Annotated in this window: 21 protein-coding genes; 13 read left to right on the top strand and 8 right to left on the bottom strand. The window is 41.5% G+C overall.

Annotated elements, in window-relative coordinates; all coding sequences use genetic code 11:
* Positions 1-122 precede the first annotated feature (122 nt).
* The 3 genes from AU377_RS13950 to AU377_RS13940 all read left to right on the top strand — a co-directional run bounded on the left by AU377_RS13950 (position 123) and on the right by AU377_RS13940 (position 2678).
* Positions 123-422, top strand: coding sequence for a hypothetical protein (locus tag AU377_RS13950; RefSeq protein WP_067408383.1), 300 nt, complete (start codon positions 123-125; stop codon positions 420-422).
* 119 nt (positions 423-541) lie between these two features.
* Complete coding sequence (locus AU377_RS13945; RefSeq protein WP_067408382.1) at positions 542-1807, top strand: MFS transporter; 1266 nt, start codon at positions 542-544, stop codon at positions 1805-1807.
* 34 nt (positions 1808-1841) lie between these two features.
* Positions 1842-2678: an aldo/keto reductase gene (locus tag AU377_RS13940; protein ID WP_067408381.1), complete on the top strand. Its 837-nt coding sequence runs from the start codon at positions 1842-1844 to the stop codon at positions 2676-2678.
* Between the two features lie 50 nt (positions 2679-2728).
* Here AU377_RS13940 and AU377_RS13935 read toward each other — a convergent pair whose 3' ends face one another.
* Genes AU377_RS13935 through AU377_RS13925 form a run of 3 tightly spaced genes read right to left on the bottom strand, consistent with a single transcriptional unit; the run spans position 2729 to position 4477 of the window.
* Positions 2729-3565: an RluA family pseudouridine synthase gene (locus tag AU377_RS13935; RefSeq protein WP_067408380.1), complete on the bottom strand. Its 837-nt coding sequence runs from the start codon at positions 3563-3565 to the stop codon at positions 2729-2731.
* 15 nt (positions 3566-3580) lie between these two features.
* Complete coding sequence (locus AU377_RS13930; protein WP_067408379.1) at positions 3581-4051, bottom strand: co-chaperone YbbN; 471 nt, start codon at positions 4049-4051, stop codon at positions 3581-3583.
* The gene (locus tag AU377_RS13925; RefSeq protein ID WP_067408378.1) at positions 4052-4477 is read right to left on the bottom strand and encodes a disulfide oxidoreductase; all 426 of its coding nucleotides are present in this window, start codon (positions 4475-4477) and stop codon (positions 4052-4054) included. It abuts the gene before it with no gap.
* Positions 4478-4597: 120 nt separating this feature from the next.
* On the opposite strand from AU377_RS13925, the gene AU377_RS13920 reads away from it, so the two are divergent.
* The gene (locus AU377_RS13920) at positions 4598-6142 is read left to right on the top strand and encodes a bifunctional GNAT family N-acetyltransferase/carbon-nitrogen hydrolase family protein (protein ID WP_067408377.1); all 1545 of its coding nucleotides are present in this window, start codon (positions 4598-4600) and stop codon (positions 6140-6142) included.
* A gap of 82 nt (positions 6143-6224) precedes the next feature.
* On the opposite strand, the gene AU377_RS13915 is transcribed toward AU377_RS13920, so the two are convergent.
* The 3 genes from AU377_RS13915 to AU377_RS13910 form a co-directional block, all read right to left on the bottom strand.
* Positions 6225-7547 (bottom strand): hemolysin family protein, encoded by a 1323-nt coding sequence (locus AU377_RS13915; protein ID WP_067408405.1) that lies wholly within the window; start codon positions 7545-7547, stop codon positions 6225-6227.
* A 185-nt stretch (positions 7548-7732) separates the two neighbouring features.
* A complete protein-coding gene (locus AU377_RS15575) occupies positions 7733-7885 on the bottom strand; it encodes a hypothetical protein (protein WP_156450456.1) in 153 nt (50 codons plus the stop codon).
* Between the two features lie 50 nt (positions 7886-7935).
* Positions 7936-8139 (bottom strand): DUF5342 family protein, encoded by a 204-nt coding sequence (locus tag AU377_RS13910; protein ID WP_067408376.1) that lies wholly within the window; start codon positions 8137-8139, stop codon positions 7936-7938.
* A 77-nt stretch (positions 8140-8216) separates the two neighbouring features.
* On the opposite strand from AU377_RS13910, the gene AU377_RS13905 reads away from it, so the two are divergent.
* The 4 genes from AU377_RS13905 (at position 8217) to AU377_RS13890 (ending at position 11883) form a co-directional block, all read left to right on the top strand.
* Positions 8217-8609 (top strand): ferritin-like domain-containing protein, encoded by a 393-nt coding sequence (locus AU377_RS13905; protein ID WP_067408375.1) that lies wholly within the window; start codon positions 8217-8219, stop codon positions 8607-8609.
* An 82-nt stretch (positions 8610-8691) separates the two neighbouring features.
* Positions 8692-9840 (top strand): DUF445 domain-containing protein, encoded by a 1149-nt coding sequence (locus AU377_RS13900; protein ID WP_067408374.1) that lies wholly within the window; start codon positions 8692-8694, stop codon positions 9838-9840.
* Positions 9841-9852: 12 nt separating this feature from the next.
* Positions 9853-10200: a YlbF family regulator gene (locus tag AU377_RS13895; protein WP_067408373.1), complete on the top strand. Its 348-nt coding sequence runs from the start codon at positions 9853-9855 to the stop codon at positions 10198-10200.
* Between the two features lie 174 nt (positions 10201-10374).
* The gene (locus tag AU377_RS13890; RefSeq protein WP_067408372.1) at positions 10375-11883 is read left to right on the top strand and encodes a coproporphyrinogen III oxidase; all 1509 of its coding nucleotides are present in this window, start codon (positions 10375-10377) and stop codon (positions 11881-11883) included.
* A gap of 68 nt (positions 11884-11951) precedes the next feature.
* On the opposite strand, the gene mgsA is transcribed toward AU377_RS13890, so the two are convergent.
* On the bottom strand, positions 11952-12356 hold the full coding sequence (gene mgsA, locus AU377_RS13885; protein ID WP_067408371.1) for a methylglyoxal synthase: 405 nt from the start codon (positions 12354-12356) through the stop codon (positions 11952-11954).
* Positions 12357-12417: 61 nt separating this feature from the next.
* Positions 12418-12603 carry a YhzD family protein gene (locus AU377_RS13880; protein ID WP_067408370.1) on the bottom strand — a complete coding sequence of 62 codons (186 nt, stop codon included), beginning with the start codon at positions 12601-12603 and terminating at the stop codon, positions 12418-12420.
* 151 nt (positions 12604-12754) lie between these two features.
* On the opposite strand from AU377_RS13880, the gene AU377_RS13875 reads away from it, so the two are divergent.
* The 5 genes from AU377_RS13875 to yhaM all read left to right on the top strand — a co-directional run bounded on the left by AU377_RS13875 (position 12755) and on the right by yhaM (position 20137).
* Positions 12755-13654, top strand: a complete 900-nt coding sequence (locus AU377_RS13875) for an ABC transporter ATP-binding protein (RefSeq protein ID WP_067408404.1) — start codon at positions 12755-12757, stop codon at positions 13652-13654.
* Positions 13647-14909 carry an ABC transporter permease gene (locus tag AU377_RS13870; protein WP_067408369.1) on the top strand — a complete coding sequence of 421 codons (1263 nt, stop codon included), beginning with the start codon at positions 13647-13649 and terminating at the stop codon, positions 14907-14909. The genes AU377_RS13875 and AU377_RS13870 overlap by 8 nt, the downstream gene beginning before the upstream one ends.
* Positions 14910-15088: 179 nt before the next feature.
* Positions 15089-16315 carry a DNA repair exonuclease gene (locus AU377_RS13865; protein WP_067408368.1) on the top strand — a complete coding sequence of 409 codons (1227 nt, stop codon included), beginning with the start codon at positions 15089-15091 and terminating at the stop codon, positions 16313-16315.
* A gap of 4 nt (positions 16316-16319) precedes the next feature.
* Positions 16320-19205, top strand: a complete 2886-nt coding sequence (locus AU377_RS13860) for an AAA family ATPase (protein ID WP_067408367.1) — start codon at positions 16320-16322, stop codon at positions 19203-19205.
* Positions 19202-20137 carry a 3'-5' exoribonuclease YhaM gene (gene yhaM, locus AU377_RS13855; protein ID WP_067408366.1) on the top strand — a complete coding sequence of 312 codons (936 nt, stop codon included), beginning with the start codon at positions 19202-19204 and terminating at the stop codon, positions 20135-20137. Before AU377_RS13860 ends, yhaM begins: the two co-directional genes overlap by 4 nt.

Genomic DNA, 20137 nt, shown 5'->3' with positions numbered 1-20137 from the left:
GTATAACCTATACCAAGTAGAATTGAAATGCTATTGAATAAATTATGACAATGTTGGATGTTTGAAACTTCCGTGCACACTATTCGTAAATAAAAGAAGAAAGAAAAAATGGAGGAAATCACATGAACTTTTCAACAGGCATGAAATGGATTACGGGCATTGCAGAAGGATTTTTGGCGATTCCGATTATAGGCGGTGCCTTCGTCATTAGTTCAGGTTATTCGGCATTGGGTGTCATGTTTGTCTTGCATGCCATTACGCTCTTGCTTTCTATTCGTGAAAGGCAAGGAAGATTCGCCTCAATTCTTGGTCTTGTGACAAGCGTTGTTAGTTTTGTTCCGCTCATTGGCTGGTTGTTCCATTTGTTAACGGCGGGCGCATTATTTATCTCCGCGATCATGTCGAAACGATCCTCTGCTTGATGAAAATCTAACCGCAATCCCGGACTTCCTTTACAATCAATTTGCCAGGTGACAGAAAATTCATTCTTATTTTATGATACAATAGAAAGGAATTGGATTTTGGGGGAGGGGGTCGCATCTTGGGAAAACAGGGTAGGGGCGGTTGGTATTATGGTTGGAACATTGTCATTGCGTCTGTAGTCCTTACACTACTGACAGTGGGGATGAGAATGGGGATTGGACCATTTGTATTGCCAATGACTACGGATATTGCCATGACACGAACAGATTTTTCAACGATTGTTGCTGTTGGAATGTTTGCATACGGTGTCGGGATGCCGATTGCTGGATATATGGAAAAACGTTTCGGAACACGTCAGGTTTTAATGATTGGCGCTTCGATCGTCTTCATTTCATGTATAGGTACAATGCTATCGAAAACATTCGTAGGCTTGCTGTTTACTTTTGGAATTTTTTTATCATTAGGTTTGGCGTTTACAAGCCCCGTAGCAATCTCGCCGCTCATTGCCCGCTGGTTTGTGAAACGCAGGGGACAGGCACTTTTTTACTTGGCAACGGGTTCAATGGGGGGAATTGCTATTATAACGCCTGTCAATTCAATGCTTATCAATACATTTGGATGGCAGCTTACAATGTTCATTTTTGCGATTGCTTTTATATTGGTCGTCGTGCCAACAGCGCTTTTCATCGTACGGGAGGATGTGCCGGAAGGAGCCGATGAAGGACCAAATGCGGTCAGGGGTAAAGTAAAATCACAAGATCCGCACCCACAGCTTACGGTACAAGAAGCGATCAAAACATTGCCTTTTTGGCAAATTAGTATAGGGCTATTTGCATGTGGATACAGCATGAATCTATTGGGAACGCATGGTGTTCCTATGTTGATTGATCATGGTTTTTCTGACATGACCGCTTCCTTTGGCATTGGGTTGATTGGATTGGTGGCAATTCCGAGTACAGTCGTATTGGCCAGATTGGCGGATCAAATTCCAAGAAAAAATATTTTAGCCACCATTTATCTAGTTAGAGGTTTGGGCTTTGTTTTTTTAGTTTGGGCTGTGGCTGTTTACCAACTTTACCTAATTGCCTTAATTGCCGGTGTTGTATGGGCAGGCAGTATCGCACTGTCATCTGCTCTTTTAGCCGATCTTTATGGCGTTCGTTTGCTTGGTATATTGTATGGCTGGGCTTATTTTGGCCATCAAATTGGGGGGACAGCTAGTTCGTTATTAGGGGGATGGGGGTACGACCAATTTAATACGCATTGGATTGCCTTCGGGAGTGCAGCCATTATTTTAATCATCGCAAGTACAGTTTCTTATTTAATTCCATCTCAACTAACACTTAAAAAGATAAAAGGAAAGCAAAAAGAAGTGCTTGCATAATGAGACGTTTACGGGGAAAAGGGGGAAGCATCATATGACAAAACGATTTACTGAAACGAAAACACTTGTCAATGGGGTGGAAATGCCCAAACTTGGACTAGGTGTATATAAAATGACGAATCCGGCAGAAACGATTGAAGCGATTACGTATGCGATTCAAGCCGGTTATCGTGCGATCGATACAGCGCAACTTTACTATAATGAGACAGAGACAGGAGAAGCGGTTAGATTGTCGGGAGTGCCGCGCGAGGAATTATTCATTACGTCAAAAGTTTGGAATTCCGATCAAGGGTATGATGAAACGCTTCGTGCATTTGAACAGTCATTAGAGAAGCTTGGTCTCGATTATTTAGATCTCTATTTGACGCATTGGCCGGTTGAAGAAAAATTTGTTGATACATACCGCGCGATTGAGCGGCTTTATGAAGAAAAACTACTTCGTGCAACCGGTGTATCCAATCATCATGCGCATCATCTGGAAAAAATATTTGCTACCGCGAATGTCCAGCCAATGGTAAACCAAATCGAAGTTCATCCACGTCTAACACAAGAGCCGCTTAGGAAATTTTGTAAAGAACATGAGATCGCTGTAACGGCCTGGTCGCCTTTGGCTAGAGGAAGGCTGCTCCCAGAACCATCCATTAAACATATTAGTAAAAAATACAATAAAACACCTGCACAAATTATTATTCGCTGGCATTTACAAAATGAGTTAATCGTTATTCCAAAATCGGTAACACCAGAACGTATTCAGTCGAATATTGAAGTAGCAGATTTCGAACTAACGTTAAGTGAAATGAAAACGATCGATGCCTTAAACTTAAATGAGCGAACAGGACAAAATCCCGACACTTTTTCTTTTGATTTTTGATCTGAACGAAAAGAAGAGCCATGGAGCATTTTATGCTCCATGGCTTATTTTTATATTTCAATAGTTGCGGGCTGTTCTGTAAACGGGTGTCTGAAAGAAATCTTTGTAGCTGTGAGTCGGTATTGACCGTCTTCCGTTATGCTGCCTTCGTACACCGTATCTCCTTTAACAGGATGACCGATGTGAGAGAAGTGCACACGAATTTGATGGGTTCGACCTGTTTCAAGTGATGCTTCCACAATCGTCGTGTCTTCTGATCGCTTGATCACTTTAAAATGAGTCACCGCCCGTTGTCCAGAGACAGAAACACGGCGTCTCGTTGGATGCGAACGATCCCGACCAATTGGATAGGACAAAGTCCCTTTCGACTTTTTCAAGTAGCCATCCAGCTCAGCAGTATACATTCGTTCAATTTCATTGTTTGCGAGCATTCGGTCAAATAATGTCTTGGCAATCGGATGCTTCGCGATGAGGATGAGTCCCGCTGTTCCTTTATCCAGGCGATGGATATGTTCTGCGTAGTCACTGCCATTGTTTCGTACATAATGCATGATCCGGTTCATGACGGTGCCTGTACCGCGCTGACCATCCGGATGGGTATCCATTCCAGCAGGCTTATTGACGACGAGAATATGTTCATCTTCATAGACAATTGGAAGATTGTTCTCCTCTTCAACATAGTTGGAAACCGCTTCGGGCATTGTAAAGTGGAGCATTGTTCCTTGCGGCAGCGGATCACGCCAGTCAATGGGTTCACCGTCCGTATCCGTAACACTTTTCGCCATTCTCATTAGGTGGACCGTCTTTTTTCCAGCTTGCCATTTTTGACGCAAGAGATGTTCAATCGTCTCATCGTTTGCTTGTGTTTGATAATGAAAGGAAGTCAAAGGTATGCTTCTCCTTTACTGTTGTACTTCTGTGAAAAACGCACGAATATTTTCTTCCGGCTGCGCGCCAACCGTTTTAATCACTTCTTTTTCATCTTTGTAATAAACGAGTGCAGGCCATGCATCAATGCCGTATTTTTCGAATGCTTCATCGCCAAATTCCAACATATTGTACTGCAGTACATCAACGCCCATTTCTTTTGCAATTGGCATCATGACCGGTGTCATTTGCATACAGTATTGGCATTCAGGGTGAAAATAATAAACAACGGTTGGTTCGCCAGCATCAATCTTGGAGAACACTTCATCTGGAAGAGCGATGTTGCTGTAATTTTCATTGCCAATTAATGCAATCGTTGATTTATGTAATTTGTCCGTTCCATAAGGATTGTCCTTTAATTTTGCTTCATCCGATTTATTAGAAAGAACAATGATCGCGATGAAGATGGCTACGATGACGCCGCCAATGATGAGTAGTTTTTTCAATTAATTCGTCCCCTTTTGCCATTTCAACATGAGCAGGCTTGTAATAAAAATAAGGATGAAAGCAACAAGCGCCATGAATGGGATGGTGATAAATCCTAAATAATTCACATATTGCCCCGTGCACGGGACGCTCCCGCAAGCCGGCGCTGAGTCACTTAGAAAACTTAGCTTTTGAATGCCATAATGATATAGAGAAATTAATCCGCCAATACAAGCAAATAAAGCGGTCGTTAAAGCAATTCGCGCATTTTTTTGGAACAATGCAATGCCTCCGATTAAAACAATGGGGTACATTAAAATCCGTTGGTACCAGCAAAGCGTACACGGTTCAAACCCGCGGACTTCTGAAAAATACAATGATCCAAGCGTTGCGATGAACGACGTTGTCCAAATGAATAGGAGGGCATTTTCCAGCCGCTTCGTCATCTTTATCAACTCCTTACCTCATAATTGATTATAAAGTGAGAAGATAGGCAAGTAAAATATTATATACTTCATCTTTTGTTCGCTATAATGAAAGGAAAGAAGCTTGGAGGGGTGATAGGTATGGGAAAAGAATTCGATGTATCATCATTTGAGATGAATATGGTCATTCGGCAAATGGAGTTTGACGATATTAAAAAGCTGCTCAAAGTGCAGGCACTTTGCTTTCCTGGAATGGAACCATGGGAGAAAAGTCAATTAATGAGTCATTTAGAAATCTTTCCGGAAGGACAAATTGTCGCGGAATTAGATGGTGAAATTATCGGATCCTGTTCAAGCTTAATTATTAACTTTGATGAATATGATGACCGACACACATGGGATGACGTGACGGATGAAGGCTATATTACGAATCATAATCCAGACGGCTACAATTTGTACGGCATTGAGGTAATGGTGCATCCGGATTATAGGCGGATGAAGGTTGGACAGCGCTTGTATGAGGCAAGAAAAGAACTGGCACGCGAGCTCAATTTAAAGTCAATTATTATTGGCGGCCGTATTCCGAACTACCATAAACATGCGTCAAAAATGTCACCAAGGGAATATGTCGATTCTGTATCGCGTCATAAAATTTATGATCCTGTTTTAACATTCCAACTCATAAACGATTTTACGTTGATGCGGGTCAATCCAAACTATTTGCCGGATGACCGCGCTTCGAAAAAATATGCAACGCTCATGGAATGGAATAATATCGACTACAAACCATTGACGAAGCGCCATTTTAAAACGAGCTATCCAGTGCGTATTTGTGTCGTGCAATATTTTATGCGAAAAATATCTTCGTTCGAAGAGCTGGCGCATCAATGTGAGTACTTTGTCGATGTGGCAGCGGATGCCAATTCCGATTTTGTTGTGTTTCCGGAAATTTTCACAACACAGCTTATGTCATTTCTAGATGAGCCTGTACCAAGTCAGGCGGTGCGGAAAATGACTGAATTTACGCCGCAGTATATTGAGTTGTTTACGCATCTTGCTGTTCGCTACAATGTCAATATCATTGGCGGCTCGCATTTTGTGCAAGAAGAGGACGAAGAAATTTATAATATTTCTTATTTGTTTAGAAGAGATGGCTCGATTGAAAAGCAATATAAAATTCATATCACGCCGAATGAGCGAAAATGGTGGGGGATCAGTGCAGGTGATTCCATTCGTGTATTCGATACGGACTGTGGAAAAATTGCGATTCAAATTTGCTATGATATCGAATTTCCTGAACTTGCACGAATTGCAACGGATATGGGTGCCAATATTATTTTCACACCATTTTGTACGGACGACCGTCAAGGCTATTTGCGCGTACGTTATTGTGCACAAGCCCGCGCCATTGAAAATCAAATTTATACTGTTATTTCAGGTACAGTCGGCAATTTACCACAAACCGATAATATGGACATCCAATATGCTCAATCTGCAATTTTTTCACCGTCGGATTTTGAATTTGCAAGAGACGGCATCGTAGGGGAAACGAATCCGAACTTGGAAATGGTCTTAATTGGTGATGTTGACCTTGAAGTGTTACGTCGCCAGCGGCAGGATGGCACGGTCAAGCAACTGAAGGATCGGCGTCATGATGTGTATCATATTGAGTATAAGAAAGATTAGAGAAGGTTTAAGACACGGTAAAACGGGACGATCCTAAAAGCTAGCATTTACTAACTTTTAGGATCGTCCCGTTCTTTATGGATTATGATTCTACTGGTATCCCGGAATGTTCGTCTTGTTCTTCTTCTCTATGTCTCATGACTTCCAAGTAAAGAATATGATGGCCCTCCATATCTTTCACGGTAAATTCATATCCTTGTTCCACAATTTTTTCGCCAGGCATCGCTTCAAAGCGCTGTGTCATGAACCAGCCGCCAATGGTATCGATATCTTCTTCATTGATGGAGATGCCAAGGGTGTCATTGACATTTTCAATGAGCATTTTTGCATCAAAAATATAATGATCTTCTCCAATATCTTGGACTTCTGGAACTTCGTCTATATCGAACTCATCACGAATGTCACCAACAATTTCTTCCAAAATATCTTCGATCGTAACAAGGCCGGATGTGCCGCCGTATTCATCGATGAGCATGGCCATATGAATACGTTCCCGCTGGATCTTTAACAGCAAGTCACCGATTGGCATCGTTTCAATGACACGAATAATCGGTTGCATATAATTAATGACGGGTTCATTGCCTGTAGATGGGTCTTTAATGTATTCCGTTAATAAGTTTTTCATATTAACGAGCCCAATGATATGGTCTTTGTCGCCATCCGTGACAGGGTAACGAGTAAATTGCTCTACCCCGATGACGTCAAAAACATCTTGCAAAGTCATATCTTTTTCGATGGTCATCATTTCTGTTCGAGGTACCATAATTTCTTTGGCGATTCGATCGTCAAACTCGAAAATTTTATTAACGTATTTATATTCGGCTTGGTTAATTTCACCGCTTTTTAAGCTGTCTGATAAAATCATGCGCAGCTCTTCTTCCGTATGTGCCACTTCAGATTCTGAGATTGCATTGAAACCAAATAGTTTAATAATCGAGCGCGCAGAACCATTCATCCCTTTAATAACAGGGTACATCATACGATAAAAAATAATGAGTGGTTTTGCAAACAGCAATGAGATGGCTTCCGCTTTTTGAATCGCCATCGTTTTCGGAGCCAATTCACCTACAACGACGTGTAAAAATGTTACGACCGTGAATGCGATGATGAATGAAAGTAATGTAGAAACATTCGGTGCCAAATCAAAACGAGCGAATAGAGGTGTGAGCATTAATTTCACAGTAGGCTCACCTAGCATCCCTAATCCCAAGGCGGTAATCGTAATTCCCAATTGACAGGCGGATAAATATTCATCCAAGTTTGTAATTACTTTCTTTGCATTGACAGCCCGGCGATTTCCTTCTGCGATAAGTTGATCGATCCGGGTTGTCCTTACTTTCACTATTGCAAATTCACTCGCAACGAAAAATGCGGTGAATGCGATCAAGGCAGCAAAGGCTGCCAATCGTATGGCAATTTCCAAATAGTTACTTTGTTCTGTGCCCAAATGAGGGGCAGAACAAAGCGTACACCTCCTAAAGTCCGTAAAATAGTTAGATAAGATAATAATAATTTATTTACAAGAAAAAAACAAATAGTTTTATCTAAAATAGATGAAATGCCCTACGCATATTTGCGCAGGGCATAAATTTACTCGCCGTATTTAAATTGTGTCTCTTTCCAAGCGTTTTGCTCATTTGGTACTCTGCTTTTGTCTTCAAAAGTATTTTCGGTTTTTTGGTTCTGTGCTTTCCGCATATCCTTTTGCCTTAAAAGCTCTTCAGGTGATTTTTCTTTGCTCATACTATACCTCCTTTATTCATGCAGACATAGTATTAACAATTTAAGCAAAATCACTCATAAACATGGTAGGTCATCAACTCATGAATCATTTTTTTGACGTTGTCTTCGTTAGGAGGTGTCTTTCCAACCCAGGTAATGATGCCGTCAGATGCGTATTCACCTTCGTAGCGTTCGTTCTGCAACATAAAGGTAAATGTCCATCCAGGTAATTTTGTATTGATATACATAGGCTGATAACGAAAATGCTGTAGCAACGATATTGTCTCCTTTCTTCATAAGACGCAGCCTGTACGCATAAAAATGAAAGAAAGCGATAGGAAAGGGTGCTGTCTTGTTTATTCACAAATTAAGAGAAGCGATCGAGGGTGAGTACAAAGATTATTTTTTTTATAAATCCATGTACGCATTGACAGATGATCCTCTTTGGCAAGATTTCCTTAAACATATGTATGAAGATGAAAAAAGCCATTACGAAATGTTTCAACAACTCTATTATATGATGACAGGCACTTTTGTTCAAAATCCGAAGAAGCCTGTCCCTTGTTATGATTTGAAGGAATGTGTAAAAAGAGCACTTCTAAATGAATTAGACGGAGTGGAAATGTATAAGGAAATGTTATTGACCATTCCTATTCAGCAAGCCTATAATCCATTATTCATCGCCATGCATGATGAAATGGAGCATGCCATCCGCATGTCGACAATGTTCAACGCCCTTCGCTAAGACTACTCAAAGTCTTCCCATTTTTCCGTGACGTTTCATTCTGCTATAATGGAAACGAAATGAAACGGAAATAGGTGAAGAGATGGATTTTATATGGACATTGCTTTTCATGGCGCTCATCGGTGCATTAATCGGCGGATTTACGAATCACTTGGCGATTAAAATGCTCTTTCGGCCCCACGAAGCGAAATATATTGGCTCATGGCGATTACCTTTTACACCTGGTCTGATCCCCAAAAGGCGTGATGAGCTTGCCAAGCAATTTGGCAAAACAGTGACGAATTACTTGTTGACGCCAGAAACTTTTAGAAAAAAACTGCTAACGTCTGCGATGGAAAAGAAAATGGAGTCATTGATCCAACAAAAGTTGGAAGCGTATATTTTACATTCAGATCGATCATTGAATGATTGGCTTCAACTCGCAGGCGCGGAGAAAGTCGTTTCGCAAACGGAAAAGAAAGTGTTGGAAGTGCTCGATGCTCAGCTTCAAGCCATCCGAACGCGACTCACAGGGGGAACGGTAGAAGAGGTGCTACCTGCTAAGTGGCAAGCTGAAGTGACCGAACGCATTCCATCAGTTACAACCTATATACTGGGACGCTTAGAAAATTATTTTTTGTCATTTGAAGGAAAGTCTTTGTTTCGGCAGTTGATCGATGATTTCCTGGCTTCAAAAGGCACACTTGGCAGCATGGTTCATATGTTTTTCGGTGAATCGGAATCTCTCGTTGGGAAGGTTCAAAAAGAAGCGGTAAAATTTGTGACAGCGCCGGGAACTGCCGAGCTCATTAACAAAATGTTACACAACGAATGGGAAAAGCTTCAAAAAAGGCCCGTCGAGGAGATAACTTCAGAATTCGATTGGGAAGGTCTCAACGAATCAATTAAAGACTACGCAATGAAAGAGTTAGCACTGCAAGATCGGCTTGACCGCTCCCTTTATGACTATTGGCCAAAGGGCGATGAGTGGGCAGCTGCAAATATAACCCCACGATTCGTGTCATTTATATTCGACCAAGCAGAAAAACAATTAGAAAAATCGCTCCGCAAATTGAAATTAGATGATATGGTTAAAGAGCAAGTCGATTCGTTTCCAGTGAAGGTGCTGGAAGATTTAGTCCTTGGTATTTCGAAACGAGAGTTTAAAATGATTACGGCGCTAGGTGCTTTACTCGGCGGCTTAATTGGAATCGTCCAAGGCATCATCGTATTTGTAACAAACCTAACGTAGGAGGAATGGCAAATGACAGTAAATATTTACGACGATTTAAACAAATTAGAAGCAACATTCCGTAAAACAAATGAATTTATGGACGTTCAAAGAGCAGTCGAGGAAGTGAAACAAGACGAGGAAGCACTGAATCTTTTCAAGAACTTCCGTAAAGTCCAATTATCGCTGCAGGAAAAACAAATGAAAGGCGAAGAGATTTCTCCGGAAGAATTAGGGTACGCGCAAAAAACTGGGCAGCTCGCTCAACAAAATCCTAAAATTATGAGCATGCTTGAAGCTGAAATGAAATTAAGCGGCATACTGGAAGAAGTGAACCGCGTTTTAATGAAACCAGTTCAAAACTTATACGAATCTATGTAAAATAAAATCCCAGGTACACTGCAATTGAAGATGCAGGCCTGGGATTTTTTTATCTTTTAGGAAGCGATGATTCGTTTTCGAGATTCACATGAAAATTTGCTACAATAGACTGTATGTTCATTTGAAACTTCCACTAGTATATAGTGATCTTTATAGAAAGTTGGTATATCAAACATGCAAAAAATTGTACTAAAGGAGCAATTTCCTCAAGATTGGATTCGGATGTTTACACATCTTGCGAATTTATTTTTCGAGCAATCGAAAGTCACGATGACAGAAGAACTTGATGCAATTCAAGCGAGCTTTTCATTGGATCATCATTCTGATGGACAACTTGTAGGAAAAGCAAGCATTATTTACGAGGACAACCGATATGAAGCTCGATTTTCCGAGCAAGCGGAAAATACGGATGAGCGGGGCAAAAATCGTCAGTTAAAAAGAATTTATTCTCATGTTTTTCTTGAAGCGCTTGAACAAGCAACGGGAATGGAGCAGTCTTGGGGCATCTTAACAGGCATCCGTCCGCTAAAGCTTTATCATAAATATCGTCAACAGGGGCATAGTGCTGAAGAAGCCGGCCAGCTATTAATGCAAAAACACCGTATTTCTTCCGAAAAAAGTAAGTTGCTTGCTGAAATTGCTGACGTTCAACTGCGGGCTGTGCCAGATTTGTATGATCTTAAGTCCGAGGTGAGCATTTATATCGGCATTCCGTTTTGTCCGACGAAATGTGCTTATTGCACATTTCCTGCTTATGCCATTCACCGAAAAAATGGACGCGTCGAGTCGTTCTTGGACGGTTTACATGAGGAAATCCGTGAAATGGGGAAATGGTTAACGGAACGTAACATGAAAATTACAACCATTTACTTTGGTGGGGGAACACCTACGAGCATCGAAGCGGATGAAATGGATGCGCTGTATGAAACGATGTACGCTTCTTTCCCCGGAATGGAAAATGTCCGTGAAATCACTGTAGAAGCCGGTCGTCCCGATACGATCACACCTGAGAAAATCGAAGTCTTAAAAAAGTGGGGGATTGACCGCATAAGTGTCAATCCGCAATCTTATACAGATGAAACGTTGAAAGCGATTGGGCGACATCATACTGTACAAGAAACGATTGATAAGTTTTGGCTCTCTCGTGAGATGGGCATGAAAAATATTAATATGGATTTAATCATTGGTTTGCCAAATGAGGGAATGAATGAATTCGAGTATTCGCTTGAAGAAACGGAAAAAATGCAGCCAGAATCGCTTACAATTCATACGCTGTCCTTTAAACGTGCCTCAGAAATGACACGCAATAAAAACAAATACAAAGTCGCTGATCGCGAAACCGTCGAGCAAATGATGAGGCTTGGTGAAAAATGGACAGCGGCAAATAACTATGAACCGTATTATTTGTACCGCCAGAAGAACATCCTTGGTAATTTAGAAAACGTCGGCTATGCGAAGCGAGGCGAAGAAAGTATATACAATATCGTGATCATGGAAGAGGTTCAAACGATTATCGGCATTGGCTGCGGTGCTTCTAGTAAATTTATGGATCCCGAAACGGGGAAAATCATCCAATTCCACAATCCGAAAGATCCCGCGGCATACATTTTGACATATGATGAATCCATTGAGAAAAAACTGGATCATTTAAACGAGATATTTCCGAAAAAGAATAGATCATAAACTAAAAAGGTCTGTTAAGTCATCATGCTTAACAGACCTTTTCATTTTACCCAAGGGATGTGGGCAGCTTATCTCATTTTCTCTACCGCTTTCCGCCAGTCGAAAAATCCTTTATCAACAGCTCGGAGTAAAAGCTCCGCAGTTGCAATGTTTGTTGCGAGTGGAATGTCGTGAACATCACATAAGCGCAAAAGTGCACTGACGTCCGGCTCATGTGGTTGTGCAGTTAGTGGGTCTCGAAAGAAAAGGACAAGATCCATGTCACCTTTCGCAATCATAGCGCCGATCTGCTGGTCACCACCTAAAGGTCCAGACATCAACCGCTCAATCGAAAGATTTGTATGTTCCATAATGCGTTTTCCCGTTGTGCCCGTCGCATACAATGTATGGTTTGAAAAAATAGATTCGTAAGCGATTGTGAAATTGATCATTTCGTTTTTCTTTTGATCATGCGCAATTAAAGCGATTTTCATGATTCGAAACACCTCTTTTGTTCTATTGGTGATAAAATGTCAGTAAGTGGAAAATGAGTAATCAAGAATGAAACAGCAATAACTTACCAGTAGGTGATGCAAGGCGGTGGGTTTGCCCGAGAAGATTTTTCTCTTTAAGCAAAGCATGTCCCATCTCTTTTGCCTGCTCATCCGACTCCGCTTCAAAAGTATCCTCTACAATTAACTTGCCGGAGCTTTCATAAGCTGTCAGTTTATAAGCTTTCACAACATTCACCCTTCCCATTCATTTCATTATCTATTATACATGAAACTTTTAAAAAAGAAATTTGTCTTTGTTGGAAGTAACAAGCATGAAGATGAAACTTTCACATAGCTTCCTACGTAAAGTGATTAGCCAGAAATCAAAGGAGGACCTGATTATGCTGCGATTGGAAAGCGTAACCAAACGTTTCGGTAATTTTACCGCTGTAGATGATTTATCATTGTCAGTAGATGAAGGAACGATGTATGGATTTTTAGGAGCAAACGGGGCGGGTAAGACCACAACATTCCGAATGATATTAGGGCTTCTTAATGCGAATGAGGGACAAATTACGTGGAGCAATTCACCAATCCAGTCTACTGCAAGTTCGGACATCGGCTATTTGCCAGAAGAACGAGGATTGTATCCCAAAATGAAAGTAGAAGAACAGCTCATTTTTCTAGGTCAGCTTAGAGGAATGAGCCGCAGTTCGGCAAAAAATGAATTAAAGAAGTGGCTTGAACGAATGGAAATTTCTCATTATGCGGGTAAAAAAGTGGAGGAGCTGTCAAAAGGGAACCAACAAAAGATTCAAGTAATTGCGTCATTACTTCATCGTCCGCGTCTACTCATTTTAGACGAACCCTTTTCTGGATTAGATCCGGTAAATGTGGAGCTCCTAAAAAATGCGATTATCGAATTTCGAAACGATGGCGCAACGATCGTTTTTTCAAGTCACCGAATGGATCATGTCGAAGAGCTTTGTGAACAGCTCAGCATTATTCATCACGGCAAGCAAATTGTGAATGGAACGCTACGTGACGTCAAGCGTTCATTTGGCAAACAAAATGTTCGGATTCATTCGGATTATGATTTGTCGGCTTTGGAAAAAGTGGCAGGTGTTGGATCTGTTCAACGTTCCATTGAAGGTGCCGTCTTCCAAGTAGAGTCGGAAGACGTTGCGGAAACACTTCTGATGGAAGCGCTAAAAGCAGGGCCTATCCGCCATTACGCCATTGAAGAGCCGTCATTGCAAGATATTTTCATTGAGAAGGTGGGGAAACAATATGCGTGAATTTATGATTATTTTCAGGCAGGCCTTCATAACGAAAGCAAAATCGAAGTCTTTCATCATTACAACGATTATTATGGTTGCTGCATTGTTTTTATTTGCGAATATATCGAAGTTAACGGGCACGTTCAAAAGCATTACAGGCGGTGGGGATGAAGCGGCTGTTATACAAGTAATTGATCAAAGCGGCAGGCTGTTTGAACCATTTAAGCAACAGTTCGAGGCGAATGAATCAGAGATTACGATTGAAAAATCTGATCAAACCGAACAAACATTGGCCGAGCGTGTGGAAGCAGAAGAAATTGACGGTTTTTTAACGTTAACGCTCAATCAAACGAATATGATTCACGCAAATTATACATCAAAGAGCATGCTAGATTACATGTATCCTATGATGATTCAAGATGCCCTTCAATCCGTGCAAACAGCACTAAAAGCAGAGGAACTATCATTATCAGGCGAGCAAGTTTCAACATTGTTTGCCCCCATTCAATTTGACCAACATGCGGTCTCGTCTTCTGCAAAATCTCAGGAAGAACTGAATCAAGCAAGGGGTCTCGTTTATGTACTAATGTTTCTCATCTATTTTGCTGTTATTATGTATGCGAGTATGATCGCCACCGAAGTAGCAACTGAAAAATCTTCACGTGTCATGGAAATTTTAATTTCCAGTGTTTCACCAGTGAAGCATATGTTTGCGAAAGTGGCGGGGATTGGTACGCTTGGATTATTACAGATGATTATCATCGGCGCTGCGGGCTTCACTGCCTTTAAAATGGCGGCTTCTGATTTAACAGAAGGCTTTTTCTCGGCGTTTGGATTTAATGACATGAATGTCGGCACATTATTTTATGCGATTGTGTTCTTTTTGCTTGGCTATTTTCTGTATGCCACGCTGGCGGCGTTGCTCGGTTCGCTTGTTAGCCGTACGGAAGATGTGCAGCAAATGATTTTACCGATGACATTGCTCATTGTGGCTGCTTTTCTGATCGCTGTCACAGGTCTTGGCAATCCAGAAATGACCTACTTAAAAGTGGCTTCATTTGTACCGTTTTTTGCGCCGCTCGTTATGTTTTTACGTGTTGGTATGTTAGATTTGCCAGTTTGGGAGCCCGTTTTGTCAATTGGCATTATGTTACTGACGATTTTAGTCTTAGGTACATTTGGCGCACGGATCTACCGAGGCGGTGTACTTATGTATGGACCTTCGCGCTCACTGAAAGACGTTAAAAAAGCCATACAGCTTGGAAAAGAATAACCCAAAAAGGGATTGTCCTAGAAGTGCTTGGCACCGCGATACACTGTCAAAATGTAGTATTATATTCCGATTTCGATACTATATTTAGTGTTCAATGGTGCCTGGCTCTTCGTTTTTGGATAACTCCTTTTTTTATGATAAAATAAGAACAGATATTCGTTGTGAGAGGGGGCTGTAAATTGTCGACGATTCGCTTTATCCATACGGCTGATCTGCACTTAGATAGTCCATTTAAAGGGGTTACAGAATTACCTGCCCGGCGTTTGCATGCATTGAAAGAAAGTACTTTCAAGGCGTTTCAGAATGTAGTCAACTACGCTGTTCAAACAAAGCCTGATTTCGTTTTAATCGTAGGCGATATTTACGACGGGGAAGATCGAAGTTTACGCGCGCAACTGAAGTTTTTTGAAGGAATGAAACAGTTGCATGAAGCGGGGATTCCAGTCATACTTTCATACGGTAATCATGATCATTTAGATGGCAAATGGACAAGATTTGAGCTGCCGGAAAATGTACATACTTTCGGTCCTGAAGTTGAAACGTACACCTTTGACGTGAACGGCAAACAAGTGTCCATTCATGGCTTTAGCTATGGGAAAAGACATATAAGAGAAGCGATGATTGCACATTATCCAGTCGCAGAAATGAATGAAGTCATTCACATTGGCATGTTGCATGGTAGTATCGCCGGGGATGAAAGTCACGCAGTCTATGCACCATTTACAAAAAGTGAACTGCTTTCTAAGCATTATGATTACTGGGCGCTCGGTCATATTCATCTTAGGCAGTCGCTTCATGAGTCACCGCCGATCATTTATCCAGGCAACATACAGGGAAGACATCGTAAAGAACAGGGCATGAAAGGGTTTTACGAGGTGGAGTTGTCAAAAACGAATGCAACACGCCAATTTGTTCCTGCATCTTCGCTTGTATTTGATCGATTAGACGTGTCTTGTGAAGGGATTCGACATGTAAATGAGTGGCTCGCAGCTTGTGAACTTGCTGTTGAAACATTTCAACGACAAACTGGTGCGGGCATTGTGGAATTACGGATGATCGATGTGGATGAAGAAGCAATGCAGCTTTTTTCACAACATACAAAGGATGTATGGCTCGAAACGATAAGGGATTATATAGAATCTGCAGAACCCTTTGTATGGATTGAACAATTGTCCTTTTTCGAACAACATCCTTCACAAACGACTTTAAGTCCTTTAGCAAAATCAGTCCTGCAAGTGATGGAAGACTGGAATTCAGATGACTGGAATGACGTTTTGCATGATGTGTATCAACATATACACGGCGTGAAGTATTTGCCAAATTTACAAGAAGAAGATCTAGAGGCTGTTCAAATGCAGGCAAAGTCTTTATTTATAAAAGAATTAGCTGAAATGGATAGAAGGTGAGTCAATGCGAGTTGAAAAAATCGTTATCTATGGGTTTGGCCAACATGAAAACGTAACAGTGAATTTTGAACGAGGCGTAAATGTCATCTATGGTTTGAACGAAGCTGGAAAAACAACGATTCAACAGTTCATTTTGCATACATTGTTTGGCTTCCCGCAAAAAAATAGTGTTTTTTTACGTTATGAGCCGAAAACGGGCGGGAAATATGGTGGACAAGTGCATGTCATTGACGACGTGCACGGGAAATGGATCGTCGAGCGTGTTCGGGGCAAATCGGCTGGAGATGTGACGGTCTACTTTGAAGATGGCACCGTGGGGGATGAGGAAGACTTAAAAGAACTGCTGCGCCATTATGACCGTTCATCTTTTGAGGCCATTTTTTCTTTTTCATTATTACAGCTGCAAGGCTTTGAAAAGATGGATGAAAATACGTTAAGCCGGACACTTCTAGCATCTGGAACGACCGGTGTCGACAGCTTAATGCAGCTTGAAAGCAAAATGGAGAAAGAAATGAATGAGCTATTTAAGATGAAAGGCCGCCGTCCGGACATGAATGTAAAAATAGACGAACTGCGTCAGTTGGAGGCCGACTTGAAAAAAGAACAGGAAAAAACCGAAGAATATGCTCCTGCTCTGAAAAAAGTTGAAGAAATTGACGAACGATTGATAGATCTGTACGAACAATCCGATCGCCTGCAAAAAGAACAGCGAGAGATCGCCCTTCTTCAGCAGCTGCATCCCCTTTTCGAACAAAAGCAAATCGTGGAAAAGCAACTTTCTACTCGTCATGGACATACATTTCCAGTAGACGGTATTCGCCGGTACGAAATAGCTTCCAGTCAACTAACAGAAATAACAGCAAGGAGAAATCGAATAGAAAAGGACTTAGCGGTATTAACAAAAGAGCTGCCTAGCGAAGATCATTTAGAACAGCTGAAAGAGCTCGAAATAGTAATGGCCAAGGAATCAGAGTGGCATCGATGGCGCTCGATCCAAACTGCATTGGCAGATGAAAGTGAGCAGTTGGAAGAAACAATTGTACGTCTTTGCCACAGAATTGGGGTCAATGAGCAAAGTAACACGATTGTGACGGCAGATGTTTCCCTTCAAAAGGAAGAGGAGCTTTACGCGCTATTAAAGCGTGTTGAGGAAAACGAACAAAAGCAAGCGTATACATTGCATCAGATCGAGCAATTAGAAAGTGAACAGATCACTTTGCAAAATGAGCTTCAGGCACTTCATCAAATGGAACCATCCGAGGAAGAATGGCAACGTGTCCGCGAGTGGCCGCGTATTCGTCAGCAATTGGCAGAAGCGAAAGCTTTTTTATCGTTGAACAAACAATCAGAACCGAAGACGAATGTTCTATTTCCGCTCCTTGTTTTGTTTGCGCTAGGCTGTCTATTGTTCGGAACGATTCAGCAACAATGGCTCCTCACAGCCATCGGCGTCTTACTGGCAGGTGCCGCTTATTTTTATAAGAAGGGGAACCAGGCAGATCAGCCCATGAACCTGCAAGAAATGGAGCAGCTCGTTGCCGCATATGATGGGAAAGAACAGCAAATGGAACAGTTAACGATTCGGGTGGAAGACTATACGAGAAATATTGAAGCGAAAGAAGTATCAATTCACTCGCTTGATCAAAAACGCCAAGCAGCCCGTTTGGAACAAGAAAAAACGAAGCGATCTTTACAAGTGGAACAAAAAGCCCTTGCACAATTTTTACTACAATATGGGATTACGAAACAACCATCTAGGCCGCTTATTCCTGAATTGTTCCGTATGGTCCGGGAACTGCAAGAGGCAAGGCGTGTAATGGACAAGAACGATGCAAGAAAACAAGAACTTGAACGGCTAATGGAAGAGAGAAAAGCAAATGTTGAAAAGCTGTTGCAAAAAAGTGTGCCAGAAGATGCAATCTATGAAATACTTAGAAGTGAATTTAAATATTTAACGGAAGAAACGGAGGCGGCGAAGTCGAACGAAGCCGCTCGGAAACGATTGAAAACGGAATGGAAAGAAGCGACGGAGCTGCAAAAAGCTTTAGATAAGCAAGTGAACGTGTTGTATGCCGAGGCGGGTGTTGAAACAGAGGAAGCATACTATCATGCTTTTCATTTGGCGCAAGAGAAAGAGACGTTAAAGAGGCAGTTAAAAGAGCTTATCATTCAGCTGGAACCGCATCAGTTACATGATCAGCTTGAAAACAATTCCAAAGAAGAGCTGAAGCAAAGGGCTGAAAGAAATGAGGAAGCCCGTTTAGCGAATGAGGAAGAACAACGCAAACTTCGGGAAGAAAAGGCTGCGCTTGTCCATCAAACGGAGGCTCTGTTGTCGGATGAAACGTATGGCAGTCAATTGCAACGATTTGAAATGAAAAAGGCGGAGCTTGCAAAGCTAGCCGGTCAATGGTCTGAACGAAAAGGGATCGTAGCAGCGATCCAACAAACGATGAGGGAATTGAAAGAGAAAAAGCTGCCTAAAGTTTTGCGTATTGCTGAACGGTATTTTGAGCGGTTAACAGGCGGAAAATATGTCACCTTGAAAATCACCCCAGAAGGTCGATTTGAAGCGATTACAGCTTATGGCTTGGCGCATCCGATCAGTGAATTGAGCCAAGCGACGAAAGAACAGGCCTATATTTCACTGCGGCTTTCATTGGCAAGTACCATGATAGAAACCGCGCCGTTTCCATTGTTAATGGACGATCCATTCGTTCATTTTGACCATGAAAGAATCGCACAGATCATTACATTAATTGAAAGTTTACAAGATCAACATCAATTTTTATATTTCACATGTCACCAAACAATGAAAGAGAAATGGGAAGACGCAAATATTCTTAACGCTTCTGAATTTGGAAATAAGCAGGGGGTAAGGACGCATTGAAAAAAATTTTAGAACACCAGGTTGGTGAAACAGTCGATCTTTATTTATTGATCAAGCAATCCACAAAAGGCGTAACGATGCAAGGGAGTCCGTTTATGACATTGATCTTGCAAGACAAGAGTGGGGATATTGAGGCGAAGCTGTGGGATACGACAGAAGAGCATGAAAAAATGTATGCAGCCTCATCCATCGTAAAAGTAGGCGGCGAGGTCCATGATTACCGTGGGAAAAATCAGCTGCGCATTAAAAGTATTCGTCCGATTAAAGAAAATGAAGGCGTGTCGATTGCTGATTTAGTACCGTCAGCCTCTAAAAGTAAAGAAGTATTGTTTGAAGAATTGACCCAATACTTTTTCGAGATGAAAAACCCAGCGATTCAGCGAATTACACGACATTTGTTGAAAAAACATCAGTCGGCATTTATGACATACCCAGCAGCCACGCGCAATCATCATGACTATGTTTCAGGACTGATCGATCACGTTGTTTCCATGTTGAAGCTAGGAAAAGCACTTGCAGACTTATATCCATCTTTGAATAAAGACTTACTCTATGCCGGCATCATTTTGCATGATATCGGAAAAGTTGTGGAACTGTCAGGTCCTGTAGGTACACAATATACAGTTGAAGGGAATTTGCTTGGCCATATTTCCATTATGGTCAATGAAATTTCAAAGGCAGCAGACGAGCTTGAAATAAGTGGAGAAGAAGTCATGTTGTTGCAACATATGGTGTTATCTCATCATGGTAAAGAAGAATGGGGAAGCCCAAAACGTCCAATGTTAAAAGAGGCGGAAATGCTGCATTACATTGATAATATTGACGCGAAGATGAATATGCTTGATCGTGCACTTTCGAAAGCGGCACCAGGAGAATTTACCGAAAGAATTTTCCCGCTTGATAATCGATCATTTTATAAACCAACGATTTAA

The sequence above is a fragment of the Sporosarcina sp. HYO08 genome (assembly GCF_001563475.1).
Taxonomy (GTDB): domain Bacteria; phylum Bacillota; class Bacilli; order Bacillales_A; family Planococcaceae; genus Sporosarcina.
This window is presented reverse-complemented; position numbering and strand designations above follow the sequence as displayed.